The following is a 17,725-nucleotide window of genomic DNA, read 5'->3' on the forward strand; positions in this document are numbered from 1 at the left end:
AAAATCCTGCGCTGCACACTTCGCGGAGGATACCGTTTGTGTACAAACGTGCAAGCCGCGGCGTCTCGCTGCAGTGCGTTGCCCGCTTTGTAGACAAGCGGCGAGGCAAATGAGGTATTATGCGGCAAGCCGGGATTTTCGCCCGCCGGGCCGCTTGACAGGATTTCCGTCCGCGCGCAACATCATTCGTATACGAACAAATGGTCGGACCCGCGGGGAGGCGGGGATACGATCGGCGACTTCTCGATCGCAGGCTTGTTCATGACCGATACGACGGCCGCCGCCGGTGGCGACAAGATCCGCTGCGATGCCTGTCCGGTGATGTGCTACATCAAGCCGGGCGCGGCGGGCGCGTGCGATCGCTATGCCAATCACAATGGCGAACTGGTGCGCGTCGATCCGCATATCGTGCTGGAGCGGACGGTATCGCATGGCGGACGGCTGGTGCCGTTCCAGGCCGGCGGCGACTGGGACGGCAAGCTCGTCCATGAACCCAGCGTGTTCGTCACCGCGATCGGCGCCGGCACCACCTATCCCGACTACAAGCCCGCGCCCTTCATCGTGTCGTCGGAGGTCGATGGCGTTGACATGGTCACGGTCGTGACCGAAGGCATTTTCAGCTATTGCGGCGTCAAGGTGAAGATCGACACCGACCGCTATCTCGGCCCGGAGACGGGGACGGTGCGTGCGGAAGGCGAGGCGATTGGGCATGTAACGACCAGCGAATACGGCTCGCAGATGCTGTCGCTTGGCGGTGTGCATCATCTGACCGGAGGATCCAAGAAAGAGGGGCGCGTCACCTGCGACGCGCTGATGGACCTCTCCAATTGCAAGGCCGTGGAACTCACCATCGATGGCGGCGCCACGGTGGTGGTGCAGGCCGGCCGTCCGCCTGTTGTCAATGGTGTCGCGGAAGAGCGCATGCGGGTGGGCTGCGGCTCGGCGACGATCGGCATGTTCGCCAAGCAATGGCACGGCAAGGTCGACGAGGTCGTGGTCGTGGACGACCACATCACCGGCGTGCTCTCGGAACATCAGGCCGGCAAGCTGCTCGATATTCCCGATACCGGGATCAAGATGAAGGGCCGGCGCTCGACGCCGGGCCGCTATTTCCAGGTCGCCGATCCCGGCACGGGGTGGGGCGGTACCAATATTTCCGACCCGCTGTCGGTGCTGGGACCGTTCAACGCCAGGGAGGCGCGGCCCGGCCTGACCATGCTGATGGTTTCGACCACCGGCGAGCACGCCGCCTATTATGAACTCGACGATGCGCTGCGGCCGGTCGAGAGGCCGATGCCGCCTGATCTCCAGTTCTCGGTCGAGCGCATCCAGGAAAATTGCGAGCCGGCGCTGTGCACGGTGCTGTTCATGGGCGGCGCCGGCGGATCGCTGCGTGCCGGCGTCACCGACAATCCGGTGCGGCTGACGCGCTCGGTGAAAGACGCGCTGACGCGGGTGACCAGCGGCGGCGCGCCTGTTTATGTCTGGCCCGGCGGCGGCATCACCTTCATGGTCGACGTCACGCAGATGCCGGCCGGCGCGTTCGGTTACGTGCCGACGCCGGCGCTGGTGGCGCCGATCGAGTTCACGCTGAAGCTGTCTGATTATGCCGCGCTCGGCGGCCATATGGATCATGTCCGCCCGCTGGCGTCGTTGCGCGAAAACAGCGAATTCCGCCCGATGCCCCATATGCCCGGACGCCGCGCATGAAACGGTTCCCGCAAATGGCGCTCCTTCCCGACGGCAAGCGGCTGCATTTGCAGGATGGCCCGATCGATCTGGTCATCGAGGCGAAGGGAAGCGAGGGGGACGTGCGCGCCGCGTACCAGGCCGCGGCGCGGCGCTTCTCCGGCCTGCTCGATGAACTCTGCAACGAGTTGATCGAACTTCGGAAGGTCGCTGATCCCTTGCGAAATGCGCTGAACGGCGTCGTCGCGCGGCGCATGCATGCGGCCGTGACGCCGTTTGCGGCCGAGCACTTCATTACGCCGATGGCGGCCGTGGCGGGAAGCGTCGCGGAAGAAATTCTTGGCGCGATGCTGGGCGTAGCGCGGCTCGATCGGGCCTACGTCAACAATGGCGGCGACATCGCGCTGCATCTGTCGCGCGGCGAGCAGTTCACCATCGGCCTGATGGACCGGCCGGACCATCTTGGTGTGATGCAAACCATCAGCATCGAAACCGACGATCCGGCGCGCGGCATCGCGACCAGCGGACGGCACGGCCGCAGCTTTTCGCTCGGGATCGCCGACGCCGTCACCGTGCTGGCGCGAACGGCTTCGCAGGCCGACGCCGCTGCCACCATCATTGCCAATGCGGTCGACCTGCCTGGCCATCCCGCCATCGTCCGCTGCCCGGCCAACGAACTGCAGCCCGACAGTGACCTCGGCGCGCGCCTTGTCACCCAGGACGTCGGCGTGCTCGGTGAAGGCGAGATCGACGACGCCTTGAGGACAGGGGTGATCCGGGCACAGCAATTGCTTGCGGCAGGATTGATCGAAGGTGCGGCCTTGCGTCTACTAGGCGAGACGGCGCTGGTGGGATCAACAGGGATCGGGGCAGGGGTGTTGCCGGCGTTTCGCGGAACCGCGATAGAAAGAACAGCGCATGTCTGATCGGAAGCGAGGCGAGTAACATGGGCGCGATCATTCGCAAGATCGTCACGGTGGTCGAGGAAACCCATCTCGAGATGGGACAGAAGGTTGCGCCGCCGACCCGGCGGGCGGCGGCGATTGCCGTGATCGAAAATCCGTTTGCCGGCCGCTACGTCGAAGATCTCTCGCCCCTGATCGAAATCGGCGAGGAACTCGGCGATCTCCTCTCGAAGAGGGCGGTCGCTGCGCTCGGCATCGAGGGCGCCAGGGCGCACAGCTACGGCAAGGCCGCGGCCGTCGGCGAAAACGGTGAACTCGAGCATGCGGCTGCGATCCTGCACCCGAAGATGGGCGCGCCGGTGCGCAAGGTCCTGGGCAAGGGCGCGGCATTGATTCCGTCGTCGAAGAAGCGCAGCGGCCCGGGGACGACGCTGGACATTCCGCTCGGCCACAAGGACGCGGCCTTCGTGCGCAGCCATTTCGACGGCATGGAAGTGCAGATCAATGACGCGCCGCGCGCCAACGAGATCATGGTCGCGGTCGCCGTCACCGACAGCGGCAGGCCGTTGCCGCGCGTTGGCGGTTTGACGGTTTCGGAAGTCAAAGGCGAAGACGGTTTGAGATAGTTCACAATAGTTGGAGGTAGGGATGCGACGGAGACACTTACTGGGTGCGGGGCTGGCGATCGTAGTGGCCGGCATGGCGGGCAATGCCATGGCGCAGGGCGGCGAGATCAAGATCGGCGAGATCAACAGCTATTCGCTGCTGCCCGCTTTCACCGAGCCCTACCGCAAGGGCTGGCAGCTCGCGGTCGAGGAGATCAACGCGGCTGGAGGCATCAACGGCAAGAAGCTCGTCGTCATCTCCAAGGACGACGGCGGCAAGCCGGCGGACGCGCAGACCGCCGCGAACGAACTGGTGTCGAGCGAGAACGTCGCGATGCTGACCGGCACGTTCCTGTCCAATATCGGGCTCGCCGTATCCGACTTCGCCAACCAGAAGAAAGTGTTCTTCCTGGCGGCGGAGCCGCTGACCGACGCCATCACCTGGTCGAAGGGCAACCGCTACACCTTCCGCCTGCGTCCTTCCAACTACATGCAGGCGGCGATGCTGGTGGAGGAGGCCGCCAAGCTGCCGGCCAAGCGCTGGGCGACGATTGCGCCGAACTACGAGTACGGCCAGTCGGCGGTTTCAGTGTTCAAGAAGCTGATGTCGGAGAAGCGGCCCGACATTCAGTGGGTCGACGAGCAGTGGCCGCCGCAGGGCAAGATCGACGCTGGCCCGGTGGTGCAGGCGGTTGCCGCCGCCAATCCCGAGGCGATCCTCAACGTCACCTTCGGCGCCGATCTCGTCAAGCTCGTGCGCGAGGGCAATACCCGCGGCCTGTTCAAGAACCGCGCCGTGGTGTCGTTCCTCACCGGCGAGCCGGAATATCTCGATCCCCTGAAGGACGAGACGCCAGAAGGCTGGATCGTCACCGGCTATCCCTGGTACGACATCAAGACGCCGGACCACGACAAGTTCCTGAAGGCGTATCAGGCCAAGTATAATGACTATCCGCGCCTCGGCTCGATCGTCGGCTACCAGACCATCAAGGCGGCCGCTGCGATCCTGGCCAAGGCCAACTCCACCGATCCGGAGAAGCTGATCGCCGCGGCCGAAGGCCTCTCGATGCCGTCGCCGTTCGGCGAGATCACCTTCCGCAAGATCGATCACCAGTCGACGCTCGGCGCCTATGTCGGCAAGACCGCGCTGAAGGACGGCAAGGGTGTGATGGTGAACTCGGTCTATCGCAAGGGTTCGGATTATCTGCCTGGTGATGCCGAAGTCGAAAAGCTCCGGCCGAAGGATTGAGGCACTCGTCCTCTCCCTCTCCCCGTTCTTGCGGGGTCGAGACGAGCGAAGCTCGCTCTTAGAGGGTCGGGGTGAGGGGCTCTCTCCGCGCGTTGTGCACTATCGATAGACCTGTACCCCCTCACCCGGATCGCAAGGGCGATCCGACCTCTCCCCGCAGGCGGGGCGAGGTAAAGCGACCGGACCGCCAATGGCCTTTTACTTCGTTCAGTTCCTGACCGGTCTCGCCAGCGCGGCGTCGCTGTTCCTGGTCGCGTCGGGGCTGTCGATCATCTTCGGCGTGACGCGGATCGTGAATTTCGCCCATGGCGCGTTCTACATGCTCGGCGCCTATGTCGCATTCACGCTGACCGAGCGCTTCTCCGGCGCCTTCGGATTCTGGGGCGGCATCGTCGTTGCGGCGCTCGTCGTCGCCGCCGTCGGCGTGCTGGTCGAGATGGTGCTGCTGCGGCGGATCTACCACGCGCCGGAGCTGTTCCAATTGCTGGCGACCTTCGGCCTCACGCTGATGGTTCAGGATATCGTGGTGCTGATCTGGGGGCCCGACGATCTGCTCGGCCGCCGTGCGCCGGGCTTCAGGGGCGCGGTCGATTTCTTCGGGCAGAATATTCCAAGCTATGATTTGTTCCTGATCGGGCTCAGCCCGGTCGTGCTCGGCGTTCTCTGGCTGCTGTTCCAGCGTACGCGCTGGGGTGTGCTGGTGCGCGCGGCAACGCAGGACCGTGACATGGTGGCGGCGCTCGGCGTCAATCAGAAATGGCTGTTCACCAGCGTGTTCGCGCTCGGCGTCTTCCTGGCGGCGCTCGGCGGCGCGCTGCAGATCCCGCGCGATGCCGTGCACCACGCGCTGGATCTGCGCATCATCGTCGAGGTGTTCGTGGTCGTCGTGATCGGCGGGCTCGGCAGCATCATCGGCGCTTTCGTGGCCGCCGTGCTGGTCTCCGAACTCAACGCCTTCGGCATCCTGATTTTCCCGAAGATCTCCATCATCCTGGTATTCCTGGTGATGGCTGTCGTGCTGATCGTGCGGCCTTGGGGCCTGTTCGGCAAGCCGGAAGCCGCCGCGCGCCGCACGCCGGGCCTGACCGTCACCCCTTGGCGGCCGCTCACTTCAGGGGAGCGGTTGATGTCGGTCGGCGCGCTGGTGATTGCGGCGATGCTGCCGCTGTTCGCCGGCAATTACGCGCTCACCGTGGGTTCCGAGATCGCGATCTTCGTGATCTTTGCCGCCAGCCTGCATTTCCTGATGTCGGTCGGCGGGCTCGCCTCGTTCGGCCACGCCGCCTATTTCGGGCTCGGCGCCTATGGCGTCGCGTTCCTCGCCAAGATGGCAGGGCTGCCGATGATCGTCTCGCTGCTGCTCGGTCCGCTGCTGGGCCTGTTGGGCGCGGCGGTGTTCGGCTTCTTCGCCGTGCAATTGTCCGGCGTCTACTTTGCGATGCTGACGCTGGCCTTTGCGCAGATCGTCTGGTCGATCGCATTCCAGTGGGTGAGTGTAACCGGCGGCGACAACGGCATCCTCGGCGTCTGGCCGGATAAATGGGCCTCGGGTCCGGCGAGTTTCTACTGGCTGTCGCTCGGCATTGCGGCGTTGGTGGTGACCGTGCTCAGGGTGATCGTGTTCTCGCCGTTCGGCTTCGCGCTGCGCGCGACGCGGGACTCGCCGCTGCGCAGCGAAGCGATCGGCATCAACGGCAAGCGCGTGCAGTGGACGGCGTTCGTGATATCAGGCACGGCGGCAGGGGTCGGCGGCGCATTGTTCGCCTATCTGAAGGGTAGCGTATTCCCTGACAACCTCGGCATCTCGCTGTCGGTCGATGCGCTGGTCATGGTGCTGCTCGGCGGCGTCGAGACGGTTTCGGGCGCCGTGATCGGCGCCATCGTGTTCAAGGCAGCCAACATCTGGCTCGTCAGCCAGACCGATCTGTCGAAGCTGGTCTTGGGCGGCTTCATCGTGCTGATGGTGGTGGCCTTCCCGATGGGCATCGTCGGCACGCTGGAGACGCTTCGCAACCGCTGGCGGGCGTCCAGCACGAAGTCATCACTTGCCACCTCCCGCGTGGAGGTCGCCGAATGAGCACGGCGCCCACATTGCTGTCGGTCCAGAACCTGAGCAAATCCTACGGCGGTGTCCATGCGGTGCGCGGCGTGTCGTTCGAGTTGCGCGCCGGCGAAATCCTGGCGCTGATCGGGCCCAATGGTGCCGGCAAGAGCACCTGCTTCGACATGCTCAACGGCCAGAACGTGCCGGATAGCGGCCGCATCACGCTGCTCGGCGAGGATACGGTGGGACGAAAGCCGCGCGCGATCTGGCGACTCGGCGTCGGACGCACCTTCCAGATCACCGCGACATTCCCGACCATGACGGTGCGCGAGAACGTGCAGGTCGCGCTGGTGTCGTATGGCAGGCAGTTGTTCAATCTCTGGGGCTCGACGGCGGCTTACGCGCGCGGCGAGGCGGGGAGGCTGCTCGACCTCGTCGGGATGGGCGCCTATGCCGAGCGTCCGTGCGGCGAACTCGCCTATGGCGACCTCAAGCGTCTTGAACTCGCCATCGCGCTCGCCAACCAGCCGAGGCTGCTGCTGATGGACGAGCCGACCGCGGGCATGGCGCCGCGCGAGCGGATCGAGCTGATGCGGCTCACCGCGCGCATCGCCCGCGAACAGTCGATCGGCGTGCTCTTCACCGAGCACGACATGGACGTGGTGTTCGAACATGCCGACCGCATTCTGGTGCTGAACCGCGGCACCCTGATCGCGGAAGGCTCGCCGGAGGAAGTGCGCGGCAACCGCGAGGTGCGTGCGATCTATCTCGGCGAAGGCCTGGTCTACGACGCGCGGCATCGCGAGGAAGCCGGCGCATGAAGCTGCAGGTCGCCGATCTCAACAGCTTTTACGGCCCGGCGCATATCCTGTTCGATATCGCGCTCGAAGTCGGCGAGGGCGAGGTGGTGGCGCTGCTCGGCCGCAACGGCGCCGGCAAGTCGACCACCTTCCGTTCCATCGTCGGCCTGGTCGAGAACCGCTCGGGGCGGATCGTGTTCGAGGGCAGGGACGTTTCGCGCGAGCCGACGCATGCGATCGTGCGTGGCGGGCTCGGCTACGTGCCGGAGGAGCGGCGCATCTTCACCGACCTGACGGTCGAGGAGAATCTGGAGGTCGGCCGCCAGCCGAAGCGGCCGAACGCGCCGCACTGGACCCGCGAAAAGCTGTTCACGCTGTTTCCCAATCTCGGCGAGATGCGCAACCGTCCCGGCGGGCGCATGAGTGGCGGCGAGCAGCAGATGCTGACCATCGCGCGGACGCTGATGGGCAATCCGTCGCTGGTGCTGCTCGACGAACCCTCCGAAGGGCTGTCGCCCAAGATCGTCGAGCAGATGGTCGACGCCATCCTGGCGATGAAGCAGGAAGGCGTCAGCATCGTGGTGTCAGAGCAGAACCTGCATTTCGCGCGGCTGATCTCGGACCGCGCCTACATCATCGAGCGTGGCAAGATCTGCTTCGGCGGCACGATGACTGAGCTCGACGCGCGGCCGGATATCCGCGACGCGCATCTGTCGCTGTAGCCGGCGCAAGGGGGGCGGATCGATGGCAAGGAGTGTTTCGCCGAAACGAGCGGTCAAGCCGGCGCGGCCGTCCTACATTCTCGACGACCAGATCGGCTTCATCCTGCGCCAGGTCTGGCAGCGCCATGCCACGATCTTCGCCCGCGAGATCGGCATCAACCTGACGCCGACGCAATGGGCGGCTGTCTCGAAGCTTGCCGAGACCGGGCCGTGCTCGCAGAACCTGCTCGGGCGACACACGGCGATGGACGTCGCCACCATCAAGGGCGTGATCGACCGCCTTACCGCGCGCGGGCTGACCGAGACCAGCCCGGACCCCGAGGACGGCCGCCGCCTGCTGGTCAGTCTCACCCGCGCCGGCCAGCAACTGGCGGAGAAGGCCGCGCCGAATGCGATTGCGATCTCGCGGGAGACGCTGGCGCCGCTCGACGCCAGGGAGCGCGAGACGCTGATCGCGCTGCTCGACAGGCTGCGGTGAAGGTCTGCGCTAAATCAGCGCAAGCGCCAGCGCGATCGCGCCGACCAGAACAAGGCTGGCTGCCCAGACCGTATCCAGATTGAACCAGCTCTGCGAGATGAATTTGACGCCGAGATAGCGGTAGGCGAGCCAGGCGCAACAGCCGCCGGCGGTGATCATCGCGGCGGCGTGGATGATGGCGACCAGCACGGCCGTGCCGAGATTGGCGTTGATCAGCGTACCGGCCGCCGCATGGCCGCGGTCGAGATCAGCCTCGCGGCAGAGCCCGAGATAGATCGGCACCAGCATCAGCGCCGCGCCATGCGCCAGCGCCACCGCGAACGACCACAGCCCCAGTTGCGCCGGTGAGATCCGCGCCAGCACGCGGGGATGCCGGCGGTTGGCGAGCCGGAACAGGCCGAAAGAGATGACGAGCAGGCTGGCGCCGATCTGGATCGCGCGCTGCCATTCGACGATGGCGATCAGCAACACGAAGGGCAGCAGCACGAGCAGCATCGCGATGAGATGACCGATCGCGAGCGGCCACAGCGCCGATAGCAGCGCCCGCGAACTCCTTTCCATCAATCCGGCCGATACGGCGAGCGGCCAGCCCATGCCCGGGTTGACGCCGTGATAGAGGCCGCTCGCAATCACGGCCAGCCAGAGCCAGGCCGGTGTCCAGTCGGCTGTGCTCAAATTCAGACCGACGGATAGCAGAATGAATCCGTCGAGCAGTCGCCGCCGTCGAGCCGGATCTGATGCGCGCGGTAACCGTCGGGGAAATTCACGCAGTAGTCTTTCGCCAGTTCGAGGCCGCCGTCCGCACTCGCGTGGGCCATCACCTGCGCGCCGGGAACCCCGTCCGGATAGAACTGATCGTCCCAGGTCGAATAGAGCGAGTTGGTCCAGTACACCCGCTTGCCGTCGCGGCTGATCTCGACCATCTGCGGGCCGCCCGCAAACGCCTTGCCGTTCGGGTGCGGCGTGCGGCGGGCGATGCCGCCGATGTGTACCGAGCCGGCAAGCTTCGGCTTTCGCGGCTCGCGGACATCATATTGGCGCATCTCGCCGGTGGCCCAGCAGGCGACGTAGAGGAACTTGTCGTCCATCGACAGATCGATGTCCGTTACCAATGGCGGCACGGCGCCAAAGCCCTGCAGCAGCGGCGGCAGTTGCTCCTTTGCCGCGGGCTCGGGCGGGATCGTCGCGGTCTTCTCGATGTGAAACTTGCCGCCCTCGCGCCACCAGGTCCAGATCGAGCCTTCGAGGTTGGTGGTGTCGACCACGACGCCGAGGAAGCCGTATTCGCGCGCCGGATCGTGCGCGGGACGCACTTCCAGCGCCATCTGATGGTTGGCGCCGAGATCGATGGTCTGGACATTGCGGCGGGCGCGCAGGTCCCAGAAATGAATGCGGTGGCCGTATTTGTTGGAAAGCAGATCTTCCGCCACGATGCCGTTCTCGAATTGCGGCGGCAGCGCCCATTCGCTCGTCACCATGTAATCGCGCGGCAGGTTCCACCAGAAGTCATAATGCAATGCCTGCGGGCCGCGATCGATCTCCCAGCGACCGAGCACCTCGAACGTCTCGCAATCCATGATGAAGACGCCGGGAGGTCCATCGGTGCCGTTCTTTCCGCCGCCGCCGAGCGTGGAGATGTAGATGCCTTCCGGCCCGCAATGCACGGTATGCGGCCGCGAATATCCGGTCTTCCGGAAGATTTCCTCGGGCTCGATGATCTTGTGAATCGCGGCCTTGGTCGGGTCGGGCTTGGTATCGATGATGTAGATGCGGGACGAGCGCATGCCGGGGACGATGAGATAGCGGCGCTCGAGGAAGGCGTGTCCGGTGAGCGGCGACAGCGACGATGAGCATGCGTTCCAGCCGAAATGGTGAAACTCGTCGCCCTTGTTGGGCATCGTCACGGTGTGAACGACTTTGCTGTATGTCGAGGAACCCGGCTTGACGTCGATCACGGCCAGCGCGTCCGGCTTCGAAGCGTCAGGGCTCAGCAGCACGGTATAGGCGAAGTTCTCCGGCGGGGCTTCCATGGCAAGCTTCGGCGACGCGTGAAACGTGGGGTCGGGCCGAATATTCATCGTACTGCCTCCCTGTTTGCCTCAAATTGGTAAGCAACACGGCTCAGCGGCATGCAGCAGCGAGAAATAATCCGGCGCGTTGAATTCCTCTCGCGAGTGCCGCCGGCCGGGGTTCGCCGATCGACAATACACGCAATATGACCCGCCGAAAATAACGACCCCGCTACCGATCGCCGCGCGTCCCACTAACGTAGAACGCTCCGCTCTATCTGACCGTGATGGTGATTTTCTGCGAGACCACGGGCGGCTTGAATGGAAAGTGGTCGGCATCTCCCAACACGAGTTGCAGCGTGTGCTTGCCGGGCGGCAGCTCGATGCGTGCTTCGGTCTGACCCGCCCCGAAATGCAGATGCGATTTATCCTGCGGTATCGGCTCATTGGGATTGAGCGGTTCATTCACGTCGATGAACAGATGATGGTGTCCGCTGTTCGCGTAATTGTCGCCGGCGTGGGTTACGCCCATGTTGCGCAGGCCAAAGCGGGCCCAGAACCCACCCTTGATGACGGCTCCGTTCTGCGGCCATACGAAATAAAGCAGCGCGTCCTTCCCCGCGGGCTTGCCTTGGGCGCAGGCGGCGAAAGGCAGGCAGGTGAGCGCGATCAACAGGGCGATCCAACGCATGACCTTCATGACTGCCTCGCAAATGCCTCAGGGAGATAGCGCAACGCGGAATCCATGGGTGGGATATCGGACGTTGGTGTCATAGCTGCCGCGGTTTGACGGCCGGGCGTAATTCGAGTCGTTCCTCCAGGAGCCGGAACGGATGACGTGCGAGGAACAATCGCTCTCGCTCCACGCCGATCCGTCCGCCGGCGCGCCCTGGTAGTTCTTGTGCCAGCAGTCTTCGACCCATTGGTCGACGCTGCCGCCCATATCGAACAGTCCAAACGGATTCGGCTTGAGGCTGCCGACCCTGGCTGGCTGCTCGTTGGCCGGGATGTCGCTGCAGTTCCTGCAATTGACCATGCCGTGCTGAAACTGATCCCCCCACCAGTATCTGGTTTGCGTGCCGCCGCGCGCGGCGTATTCCCATTCGGCTTCGCTCGGCAGGCGATATGGCTTTCGGGTGGACTGTGCGAGCCATGCGACATACGCCTTGGCGTCGCTCCAGCTCACATTTGCAACGGGCGCTTCGTCCTTTCCGCTTGCCGTGAAACTACACGCCTTCGCCGCGGCGCATGCGTTCCACTCTGCCACGGAGACCGGAAATTTCCCCATTGCGAACGGCTTGATCGTGATCTGACGGACCGGCTTTTCCGAGATGTCTTCGTTGCTGCCCATCGTAAAGCTGCCACCCCGGAGGGAAATCGTCTCGGGCTCTCGAACCGGCGCGGCGGCTTGCGTCGTCGGTGAAGCTTCGGGAGCAACGGGAGATGCGGGCGGCGCAAGCGGCGTCGCTTGGGTCACCGCCGGAGACGTCTCCGGCTGAGGCGCTGCCTGTTGCTGCATGGGTGCCGTGGACGGAGAGGGCTGCGGCGCCGGCGCAACCTGCTTCAGAGCAGGGGCAGGCGCCTTCGGTACTTCCGCAGGAGTTGAGACGGGCGCTGACGCCTGTTCGGTCGCCTTGCGATATTGGGAAAACATGTACCAGAAAGCGCCGCTCGCAATGGTCAGGATCGCAAGGCAGAGCAGGAGGATCAGAACACGCTCGCGCCGGTTCCGACTTTTCTGAAGTGCGGCGGGGTCGGGAAGGACACGATAGACCCGGACGGGTTCGGTGATGTTCTTGACCTTCCGGTCGCCGAGCGACTCGTACCCGCAAACCAGCTTGTGCTTGATCTGTTCGTAGATGCCGCCGGAAATGTAGACTTCGCCGGGCTCGGCAATGCCTTCGAGCCGCGTCGCAATGTTGACGCCGTCGCCATAGACGTCGTCGGTTTCGATGATGACGTCGCCGAGATTGACGCCAATCCGGTATTCGATCCAATGATGCTTGGGCAGCGATGCATTGCGGCCCACCAGATTTTGCTGGATCACGATGCTGGCGCGCACCGCCTCGACGGGGCTGTCGAAGATGGCGAGGAAGCCGTCGCCCGTGGTCTTGATGAGCCTGCCGTGGTGTTCCCTGATGCTGGGTTCGACGAGGTCGCGTTCGATGCGCTTGACGCGGTTATGCGTCCCTTCCTCGTCGATCTGCATCAGGCGGCTGTAGCCGGAGATGTCGCCAGCAACGATGGCCGCAAGCCGCCGCGGCATTGGTTCGCGTGGGGGCTCACCAGCGCGGCCCGACTTGATATCGCGAATTTCCGCCATGGTTGGGATTGATTCCTTGAGCTGCCGCAATTTCAGCGTTAGGCAAACAATCTTTCCAGCGATTGAAGCGTATCACGTCAGCTTTCTGCCGCAAAGCTGCCTTGCTCGGGTCCGGGTTCCACTGACTCGGGTTCGCAAGCTGCTCACGATCACAAATGTGAGATCAAGCGCTGGCGCGGCAGCCGCGAGAGACGAAGATACCTGGTTTCCTCGCGCGGCAGGCGATCGTCAGCTTTGTCCCGGCCATCTGGCGCGATAGCGGATTTCGGTGCCGTCGCCATTGGCCTGCCATGGGCCGAACTCCCGTGAATGGGGTGCCTTGGCCGGCAGGCCGATGAGGTAGAGCCGGTCAGGCTGGCCCTTGATCTTGATTTCCAACTGCCGGTGCGCGGTGCGGAAGGCGAGTTCGACATAGCCGGCAATCACGGCACGGTCGTCATCGCGGCGGAACTGGTCGGGCTGGATTTCGCCGGGCATGGTGTTCAGGTCGGTCTGCAATTCGGCGGCTACATCGCGGACCGAACCCGGCAACGCCGCTCCGGCAGGGAGGCGAACCTCGAACACGAGAAGCGGGTTGGGGGCGTTCGGATTGAGCCAGGGCGTCGCGGCCGTGACGGCATAGACATAATAGAAGGTGCCGGCCACAGCGCAGAGAGCGATCAGGACCGCAAACGCCTTCAGGCTGGTGCGCAGGAGCCCGTCGCTGCTCTCTCGGCCGCCGAGCCGCCTCGCCGACGCCGTCCCGAGCACGAGGCCGCCGATGGCGCCGCACGGCGCAAGCAGCAGCAGCGCCAGCATGCCTGATGTGATCGGATCGGCCCGGTTTCCGAATCCTGTCAGTTCAAGCAGCAGCAATGTCGCGACAAAGCCGGTTACAGCGCCGACGACCCCGCCGGCGACTTGCAGCGAATTCTTCAATTGTTCCTCGAAGGTCTGGATGAGCGGGCCATCAGGCCAGCCCGCGTAAGACGACGCTGACCCGCAAATCGTTCAACGCTTTCCGGACTTAATGTGATTTTTTCACACGCGCCCACGCACACGTGATGGTGGCGTCAATGCCCGCTGACGATTTCAGGCACTTTCCCCGCGGGCGGCGTGTTGCGGCTGCGCTGGGTGCGGACGATGCCGTCGATGATGGTCATGCCGATGCCGGGCAGGTCGCCGAGTTGCACGCTCTCGAGGATGTTCCTGCCGGGCGAATGCTGGGCCTTGTCCATCAGGACGAAATCGGCGGAGCGGCCGACCTCGATGAGGCCGCAATCGAGCTCGCGCATTCGCGCGGTGTTGCCGGTGGCAAGGCAGAAGGCGAGTTCGGCCGGCAGGTCGCCAAGCGAGGACAGCATCGAGACCATCCGCAAAATGCCGAGCGGCTGCACGCCGGAACCGGCCGGTGCGTCGGTGCCGAGGATGACGCGGTGCAGATCGCCCATCTCGCGCGCGGTGCGCAGCGTGAACAGCGCCGAGCGCTCATTGCCGTTGTGAACCAGCTCGAGCCCGCGCTTGCAGCCCTCGCAGATGCAACGGATCTGGTCGTCGGGCAGCGCGGTGTGACCGCCATTGATATGGCCGACCACGTCGGTGTCAGCTTCCAGCACCACGTCCTTGTCGATCAGGCCGGAGCCGGGAATGGAAGGACCGCCGGTGTGGATCGTGCTCTGGATGCCATATTTGCGCGCCCAGCCCACCATCTTGCGCGCGGTCGGGCCGTCCTTGACGCCGCCGAGGCCGACTTCGCCGAGCAGCTTGACGCCGGCCGCCGCCATTTCCTTGAAATCGTCCTCGACCATTTCGCATTCGATCACCGGCGCGCCGGCATGAACCTTCACACCGCCGGGCCGCAGCGTCCAGAACGCGCGCTGCGCAAAGATCGCCATCGCCTTCACCCCGACGACGTCGCGGGGGCGGCCGGGCATGTGGACCTCGCCGGCCGAGATCATGGTGGTGACGCCGCCATGCAGATAGCTGTCGATCCAGTTGCTCTGGTTCTGCCGCGGCGTCCAGTCGCCGGCGACGGGATGGACGTGGCTGTCGATCAGGCCCGGCGCGACCGTGGTGCCGTTGGCGTCGACGATCGTGGTGGCGCCCTCGATGTTGACGTCCTTGAAGCGCCCGATCGCTGTGATCCTGCCGTTCTCGGCCACGATCGTATCGCCGTCCAGAATCGGCTTCTCCAGCGTCCCCGACAGGATCAGCCCGATATTGCGGATCACCAGCTTGCTCGGACCGGTCGCCTGGGGTGCGTCGTGGGCCATGGTTTTTCCTTTTGCCTCAATGCCTTCGCTAGACATTCTGCCCGGCTTGACGGCCGGATCAAGCTGGATTATTCATTTGTATACGAACGATCGTATACGAATGATATCGCCGGTCAATCGGCTTGAGGTCAGGAAAGCGTGCGATGAGCAATTTCAACCAGGAGAGCGTTCTCAGCGTCCATCACTGGACCGACACGCTGTTCAGCTTCACCACCACGCGCGATCCGTCGTTCCGCTTCCGCAACGGTGAATTCACCATGATCGGGCTGAAGGTCGGCGAGAAGCCGCTGCTCCGCGCCTATTCGGTCGCCAGCGCCAATTACGAGGACCGGCTCGAATTCTTCTCGATCAAGGTGCAGGACGGCCCGCTGACCTCGCGGCTTCAGCACCTCAAGCAGGGCGACGAGATCATCGTCAGCCGCAAGGCGACCGGCACGCTGGTCATCGACAACCTCGAGGACGGCCGCAACCTCTATCTGATCGGTACCGGCACCGGGCTCGCGCCATTTCTTTCCGTGATCAAGGATCCCGAAACCTATGAGCGGTTCGAGAAGGTCGTGCTGCTGCACGGCTGCCGCCGCGTCGCCGAGCTCGCCTATGGCGAGATGATCACCGAGAAGCTGCCGAATGACGAACTGATCGGCGACTATATCCGCAACCAGCTCGTCTATTATCCGACCGTGACCCGCGATCCCTTCCGCAATCGCGGCCGCATCACCGACCTGATCACCTCGGGCAAGCTGTTTGCCGATATCGGTCTGCCCTCGCTCGATGCGGCGCATGACCGCGTCATGATCTGCGGCAGCCCGGCGCTGGTCGCCGATACCCGCGCGCTCCTCAACGACCGCGGCCTGGTCGAAGGCAATCACGGCGAACCGGCCCAGTTCGTAGTCGAGAAGGCGTTCGCCGAGCGGTGATCTGGCAGTCTGTTTGGCGTCATTGCGAGGAGCGATAGCGACGAAGCAATCCATCTTTCCGCGCGGCCGATAGCAATGGATTGCTTCGCTCCGCTCGCAATGACGTGGATAGATATCGACGCAAAAAGCATATCCCGCCATGATGTGCCAAAGCTAAGGCCGCACCGCCGGCGCTTCCATCGCCATGCCGCGCGCCCGCGACATCAGATACAGCTCCAGCTCCACAAGCTCCGGCGCGCCGTAATCATAGGCCTGCGCGCGGATGCCGGTAATGCAGGCGCGCAAGCGCCGCTGCAACGATCCCAGCGACTGCCATTCCAGGCGGTAGAGCGGGTAGCCGGTCGGGTGTCCTTGCGTGATCGCGGAGCCCGCCAGCCGCTTGTCCCAGTTGTCGTCGTGGCAATTGGCACAGGCGAGATTGAGCTGGCCCTGCCGCTGCATATAAAGCTCGCGTCCCTTGGCGATGAACGGCGCGAGCTGCGGGTCGTTGCCGGTTTCGATCGCTGCGCCCTGCGACTGCCGCGCGACAAGGGCCGTGAGTGCCAGCAGCTCCCGGCTTTCGAACGGGAGCGGCGTCGCCTGCTGGTGGTTGCCGCGGCAGGAATTGATGCGCTGCTCCAGGTCGATCGGGCGGCCGGCGGCTTTGTCGAAGGCAGGGTAGCGCGCGGCCACGCCCTTCATGCTGGTGCGCGTATTGTCATGGCAATCGGCGCAGGCCTTGTTGGCGGCGCCCGTCTTGCGCTTCCACAAGGCTTCGCCGTCGAGCACCCAGAGCATGCCGGGATTTGCGGTATCCTCGTCCTGCATTGCCCTGGTCTCTGGCTTCATGAAGCTGTAGCCGGAGCGGCGCTCGGCTTGCGGGATCTCGGCGGCGAGGGCCGCGTTCGCGACCAGAAGCGCGACGGCTATGGCGCCTGGAAACCTCATTCGACGGTAATCGAGGCCGATGCGGTTTCGGAAAATCCCTGGTCGCCGATCCATTCGAACTCGAACTTGCCGCTCTCGGTGGCTGTCGTGAAGAAGGTGATGAAGGGGTTGGCGGCGATCGCCGGATACAAATCGGCGCGAAAGATCTCGGCGCCGTTGAAGCGGCACGCAAAGCTCGTGATGATGTCGCGCGGGACGACTTCGCCTGTCGCCGTATGGCGATAGCCGGTTTCCATGATGTGCGACATCAGCGTCTTGATCTCGATGATGTCGCCGCGTTTGGCTTTCGGTGGCACGTTGATCAGCGCTGAAGCCATCAGATCAGCTCCTCGGTGCAGGCGGCGAGCGTCACGATGACGTCGACGCTGGCCGACCAGAACGAGCCGTCCGAGAGTTTTGCGATCGCGACGATCTTCTGGCTGTCGGCAAGGCGGATGCGGGTCGAAACATGGGCGCGGCCGTTGTGCGGGCCGAGATGGAAATTGCCGATATTGGGCTGCGGATTCTTCTCGTTGAAGACGTGGATGCTGCGAACGTGATCCTCTGGCGCCATCGGGTGCGCGACGGTGACCGTCATCGGTACGGTGTTGCCGTTCTCGACCAGCGGCGGAATGTCGAGCTTGACCTTGCCGGTGCGCACCGTGGCACCCCCGGTGACACTTTTGATCGCGGCCGCCAGCGTCGCAGGCGTTGCCTCCGCGGGGCGCACGATGATGGTCGGGAGGGCGCCGAGCGCGGCGGCTCCGCCGGCGAGGCCGAGGAACTGGCGGCGGGATGAATCTCTGGGTTGCTGCATCGGGCCTTC

General features: G+C 64.4%; 18 protein-coding genes. 9 read left to right on the top strand and 9 right to left on the bottom strand.

Going from position 1 to position 17,725, the window contains the following annotated elements; genetic code table 11:
- Positions 1 to 261: 261 nt before the first annotated feature.
- The 8 genes from V7E26_RS07595 to V7E26_RS07630 all read left to right on the top strand — a co-directional run bounded on the left by V7E26_RS07595 (position 262) and on the right by V7E26_RS07630 (position 8,492).
- Entirely contained in the window at positions 262 to 1,710 is a 1,449-nt protein-coding gene (locus V7E26_RS07595; protein ID WP_324414824.1) for a 6-hydroxynicotinate reductase, read from the top strand.
- The gene (locus V7E26_RS07600) at positions 1,707 to 2,615 is read left to right on the top strand and encodes a UPF0280 family protein (protein WP_324414825.1); all 909 of its coding nucleotides are present in this window, start codon (positions 1,707 to 1,709) and stop codon (positions 2,613 to 2,615) included. Before V7E26_RS07595 ends, V7E26_RS07600 begins: the two co-directional genes overlap by 4 nt.
- Before the next feature lie 20 nt (positions 2,616 to 2,635).
- Positions 2,636 to 3,220 (top strand): amino acid synthesis family protein, encoded by a 585-nt coding sequence (locus tag V7E26_RS07605; RefSeq protein WP_324414826.1) that lies wholly within the window; start codon positions 2,636 to 2,638, stop codon positions 3,218 to 3,220.
- Between the two features lie 22 nt (positions 3,221 to 3,242).
- Positions 3,243 to 4,448 (top strand): ABC transporter substrate-binding protein, encoded by a 1,206-nt coding sequence (locus V7E26_RS07610; RefSeq protein WP_324414827.1) that lies wholly within the window; start codon positions 3,243 to 3,245, stop codon positions 4,446 to 4,448.
- A 190-nt stretch (positions 4,449 to 4,638) separates the two neighbouring features.
- Entirely contained in the window at positions 4,639 to 6,525 is a 1,887-nt protein-coding gene (locus V7E26_RS07615) for an ABC transporter permease (protein WP_324414828.1), read from the top strand.
- Positions 6,522 to 7,313 carry an ABC transporter ATP-binding protein gene (locus V7E26_RS07620; RefSeq protein WP_324414829.1) on the top strand — a complete coding sequence of 264 codons (792 nt, stop codon included), beginning with the start codon at positions 6,522 to 6,524 and terminating at the stop codon, positions 7,311 to 7,313. The genes V7E26_RS07615 and V7E26_RS07620 overlap by 4 nt, the downstream gene beginning before the upstream one ends.
- On the top strand, positions 7,310 to 8,014 hold the full coding sequence (locus tag V7E26_RS07625; protein WP_324414830.1) for an ABC transporter ATP-binding protein: 705 nt from the start codon (positions 7,310 to 7,312) through the stop codon (positions 8,012 to 8,014). Before V7E26_RS07620 ends, V7E26_RS07625 begins: the two co-directional genes overlap by 4 nt.
- 22 nt (positions 8,015 to 8,036) lie before the next feature.
- Positions 8,037 to 8,492, top strand: a complete 456-nt coding sequence (locus V7E26_RS07630) for a MarR family winged helix-turn-helix transcriptional regulator (RefSeq protein WP_324414831.1) — start codon at positions 8,037 to 8,039, stop codon at positions 8,490 to 8,492.
- 9 nt (positions 8,493 to 8,501) lie between these two features.
- Here V7E26_RS07630 and V7E26_RS07635 read toward each other — a convergent pair whose 3' ends face one another.
- The 6 genes from V7E26_RS07635 to V7E26_RS07660 all read right to left on the bottom strand — a co-directional run bounded on the left by V7E26_RS07635 (position 8,502) and on the right by V7E26_RS07660 (position 15,076).
- On the bottom strand, positions 8,502 to 9,167 hold the full coding sequence (locus V7E26_RS07635; protein WP_324414832.1) for a hypothetical protein: 666 nt from the start codon (positions 9,165 to 9,167) through the stop codon (positions 8,502 to 8,504).
- 2 nt (positions 9,168 to 9,169) lie between these two features.
- The gene (locus tag V7E26_RS07640; RefSeq protein WP_324414833.1) at positions 9,170 to 10,570 is read right to left on the bottom strand and encodes a selenium-binding protein SBP56-related protein; all 1,401 of its coding nucleotides are present in this window, start codon (positions 10,568 to 10,570) and stop codon (positions 9,170 to 9,172) included.
- 205 nt (positions 10,571 to 10,775) lie between these two features.
- Positions 10,776 to 11,201 (bottom strand): DUF4399 domain-containing protein, encoded by a 426-nt coding sequence (locus V7E26_RS07645; protein WP_324414834.1) that lies wholly within the window; start codon positions 11,199 to 11,201, stop codon positions 10,776 to 10,778.
- Between the two features lie 18 nt (positions 11,202 to 11,219).
- A complete protein-coding gene (locus V7E26_RS07650) occupies positions 11,220 to 12,824 on the bottom strand; it encodes an SUMF1/EgtB/PvdO family nonheme iron enzyme (RefSeq protein WP_324414835.1) in 1,605 nt (534 codons plus the stop codon).
- 228 nt (positions 12,825 to 13,052) lie between these two features.
- Positions 13,053 to 13,742 (bottom strand): hypothetical protein, encoded by a 690-nt coding sequence (locus tag V7E26_RS07655; protein WP_324414836.1) that lies wholly within the window; start codon positions 13,740 to 13,742, stop codon positions 13,053 to 13,055.
- A gap of 134 nt (positions 13,743 to 13,876) precedes the next feature.
- On the bottom strand, positions 13,877 to 15,076 hold the full coding sequence (locus V7E26_RS07660) for an amidohydrolase family protein (RefSeq protein ID WP_324414837.1): 1,200 nt from the start codon (positions 15,074 to 15,076) through the stop codon (positions 13,877 to 13,879).
- Positions 15,077 to 15,219: 143 nt separating this feature from the next.
- On the opposite strand from V7E26_RS07660, the gene V7E26_RS07665 reads away from it, so the two are divergent.
- Entirely contained in the window at positions 15,220 to 15,993 is a 774-nt protein-coding gene (locus V7E26_RS07665; protein WP_324414838.1) for a ferredoxin--NADP reductase, read from the top strand.
- 153 nt (positions 15,994 to 16,146) lie between these two features.
- Here V7E26_RS07665 and soxA read toward each other — a convergent pair whose 3' ends face one another.
- Genes soxA through V7E26_RS07680 form a run of 3 tightly spaced genes read right to left on the bottom strand, consistent with a single transcriptional unit; the run spans position 16,147 to position 17,716 of the window.
- Positions 16,147 to 16,920 carry a sulfur oxidation c-type cytochrome SoxA gene (gene soxA / locus V7E26_RS07670; protein WP_324414839.1) on the bottom strand — a complete coding sequence of 258 codons (774 nt, stop codon included), beginning with the start codon at positions 16,918 to 16,920 and terminating at the stop codon, positions 16,147 to 16,149.
- A complete protein-coding gene (gene soxZ, locus V7E26_RS07675; protein WP_324414840.1) occupies positions 16,917 to 17,237 on the bottom strand; it encodes a thiosulfate oxidation carrier complex protein SoxZ in 321 nt (106 codons plus the stop codon). The genes soxA and soxZ overlap by 4 nt, the downstream gene beginning before the upstream one ends.
- Positions 17,237 to 17,716, bottom strand: coding sequence for a SoxY-related AACIE arm protein (locus V7E26_RS07680; protein ID WP_324414841.1), 480 nt, complete (start codon positions 17,714 to 17,716; stop codon positions 17,237 to 17,239). Before V7E26_RS07680 ends, soxZ begins: the two co-directional genes overlap by 1 nt.
- Positions 17,717 to 17,725: the final 9 nt, after the last annotated feature.

This window comes from Bradyrhizobium sp., assembly GCF_036735945.1.
Taxonomy (GTDB): Bacteria; Pseudomonadota; Alphaproteobacteria; order Rhizobiales; family Xanthobacteraceae; genus Bradyrhizobium.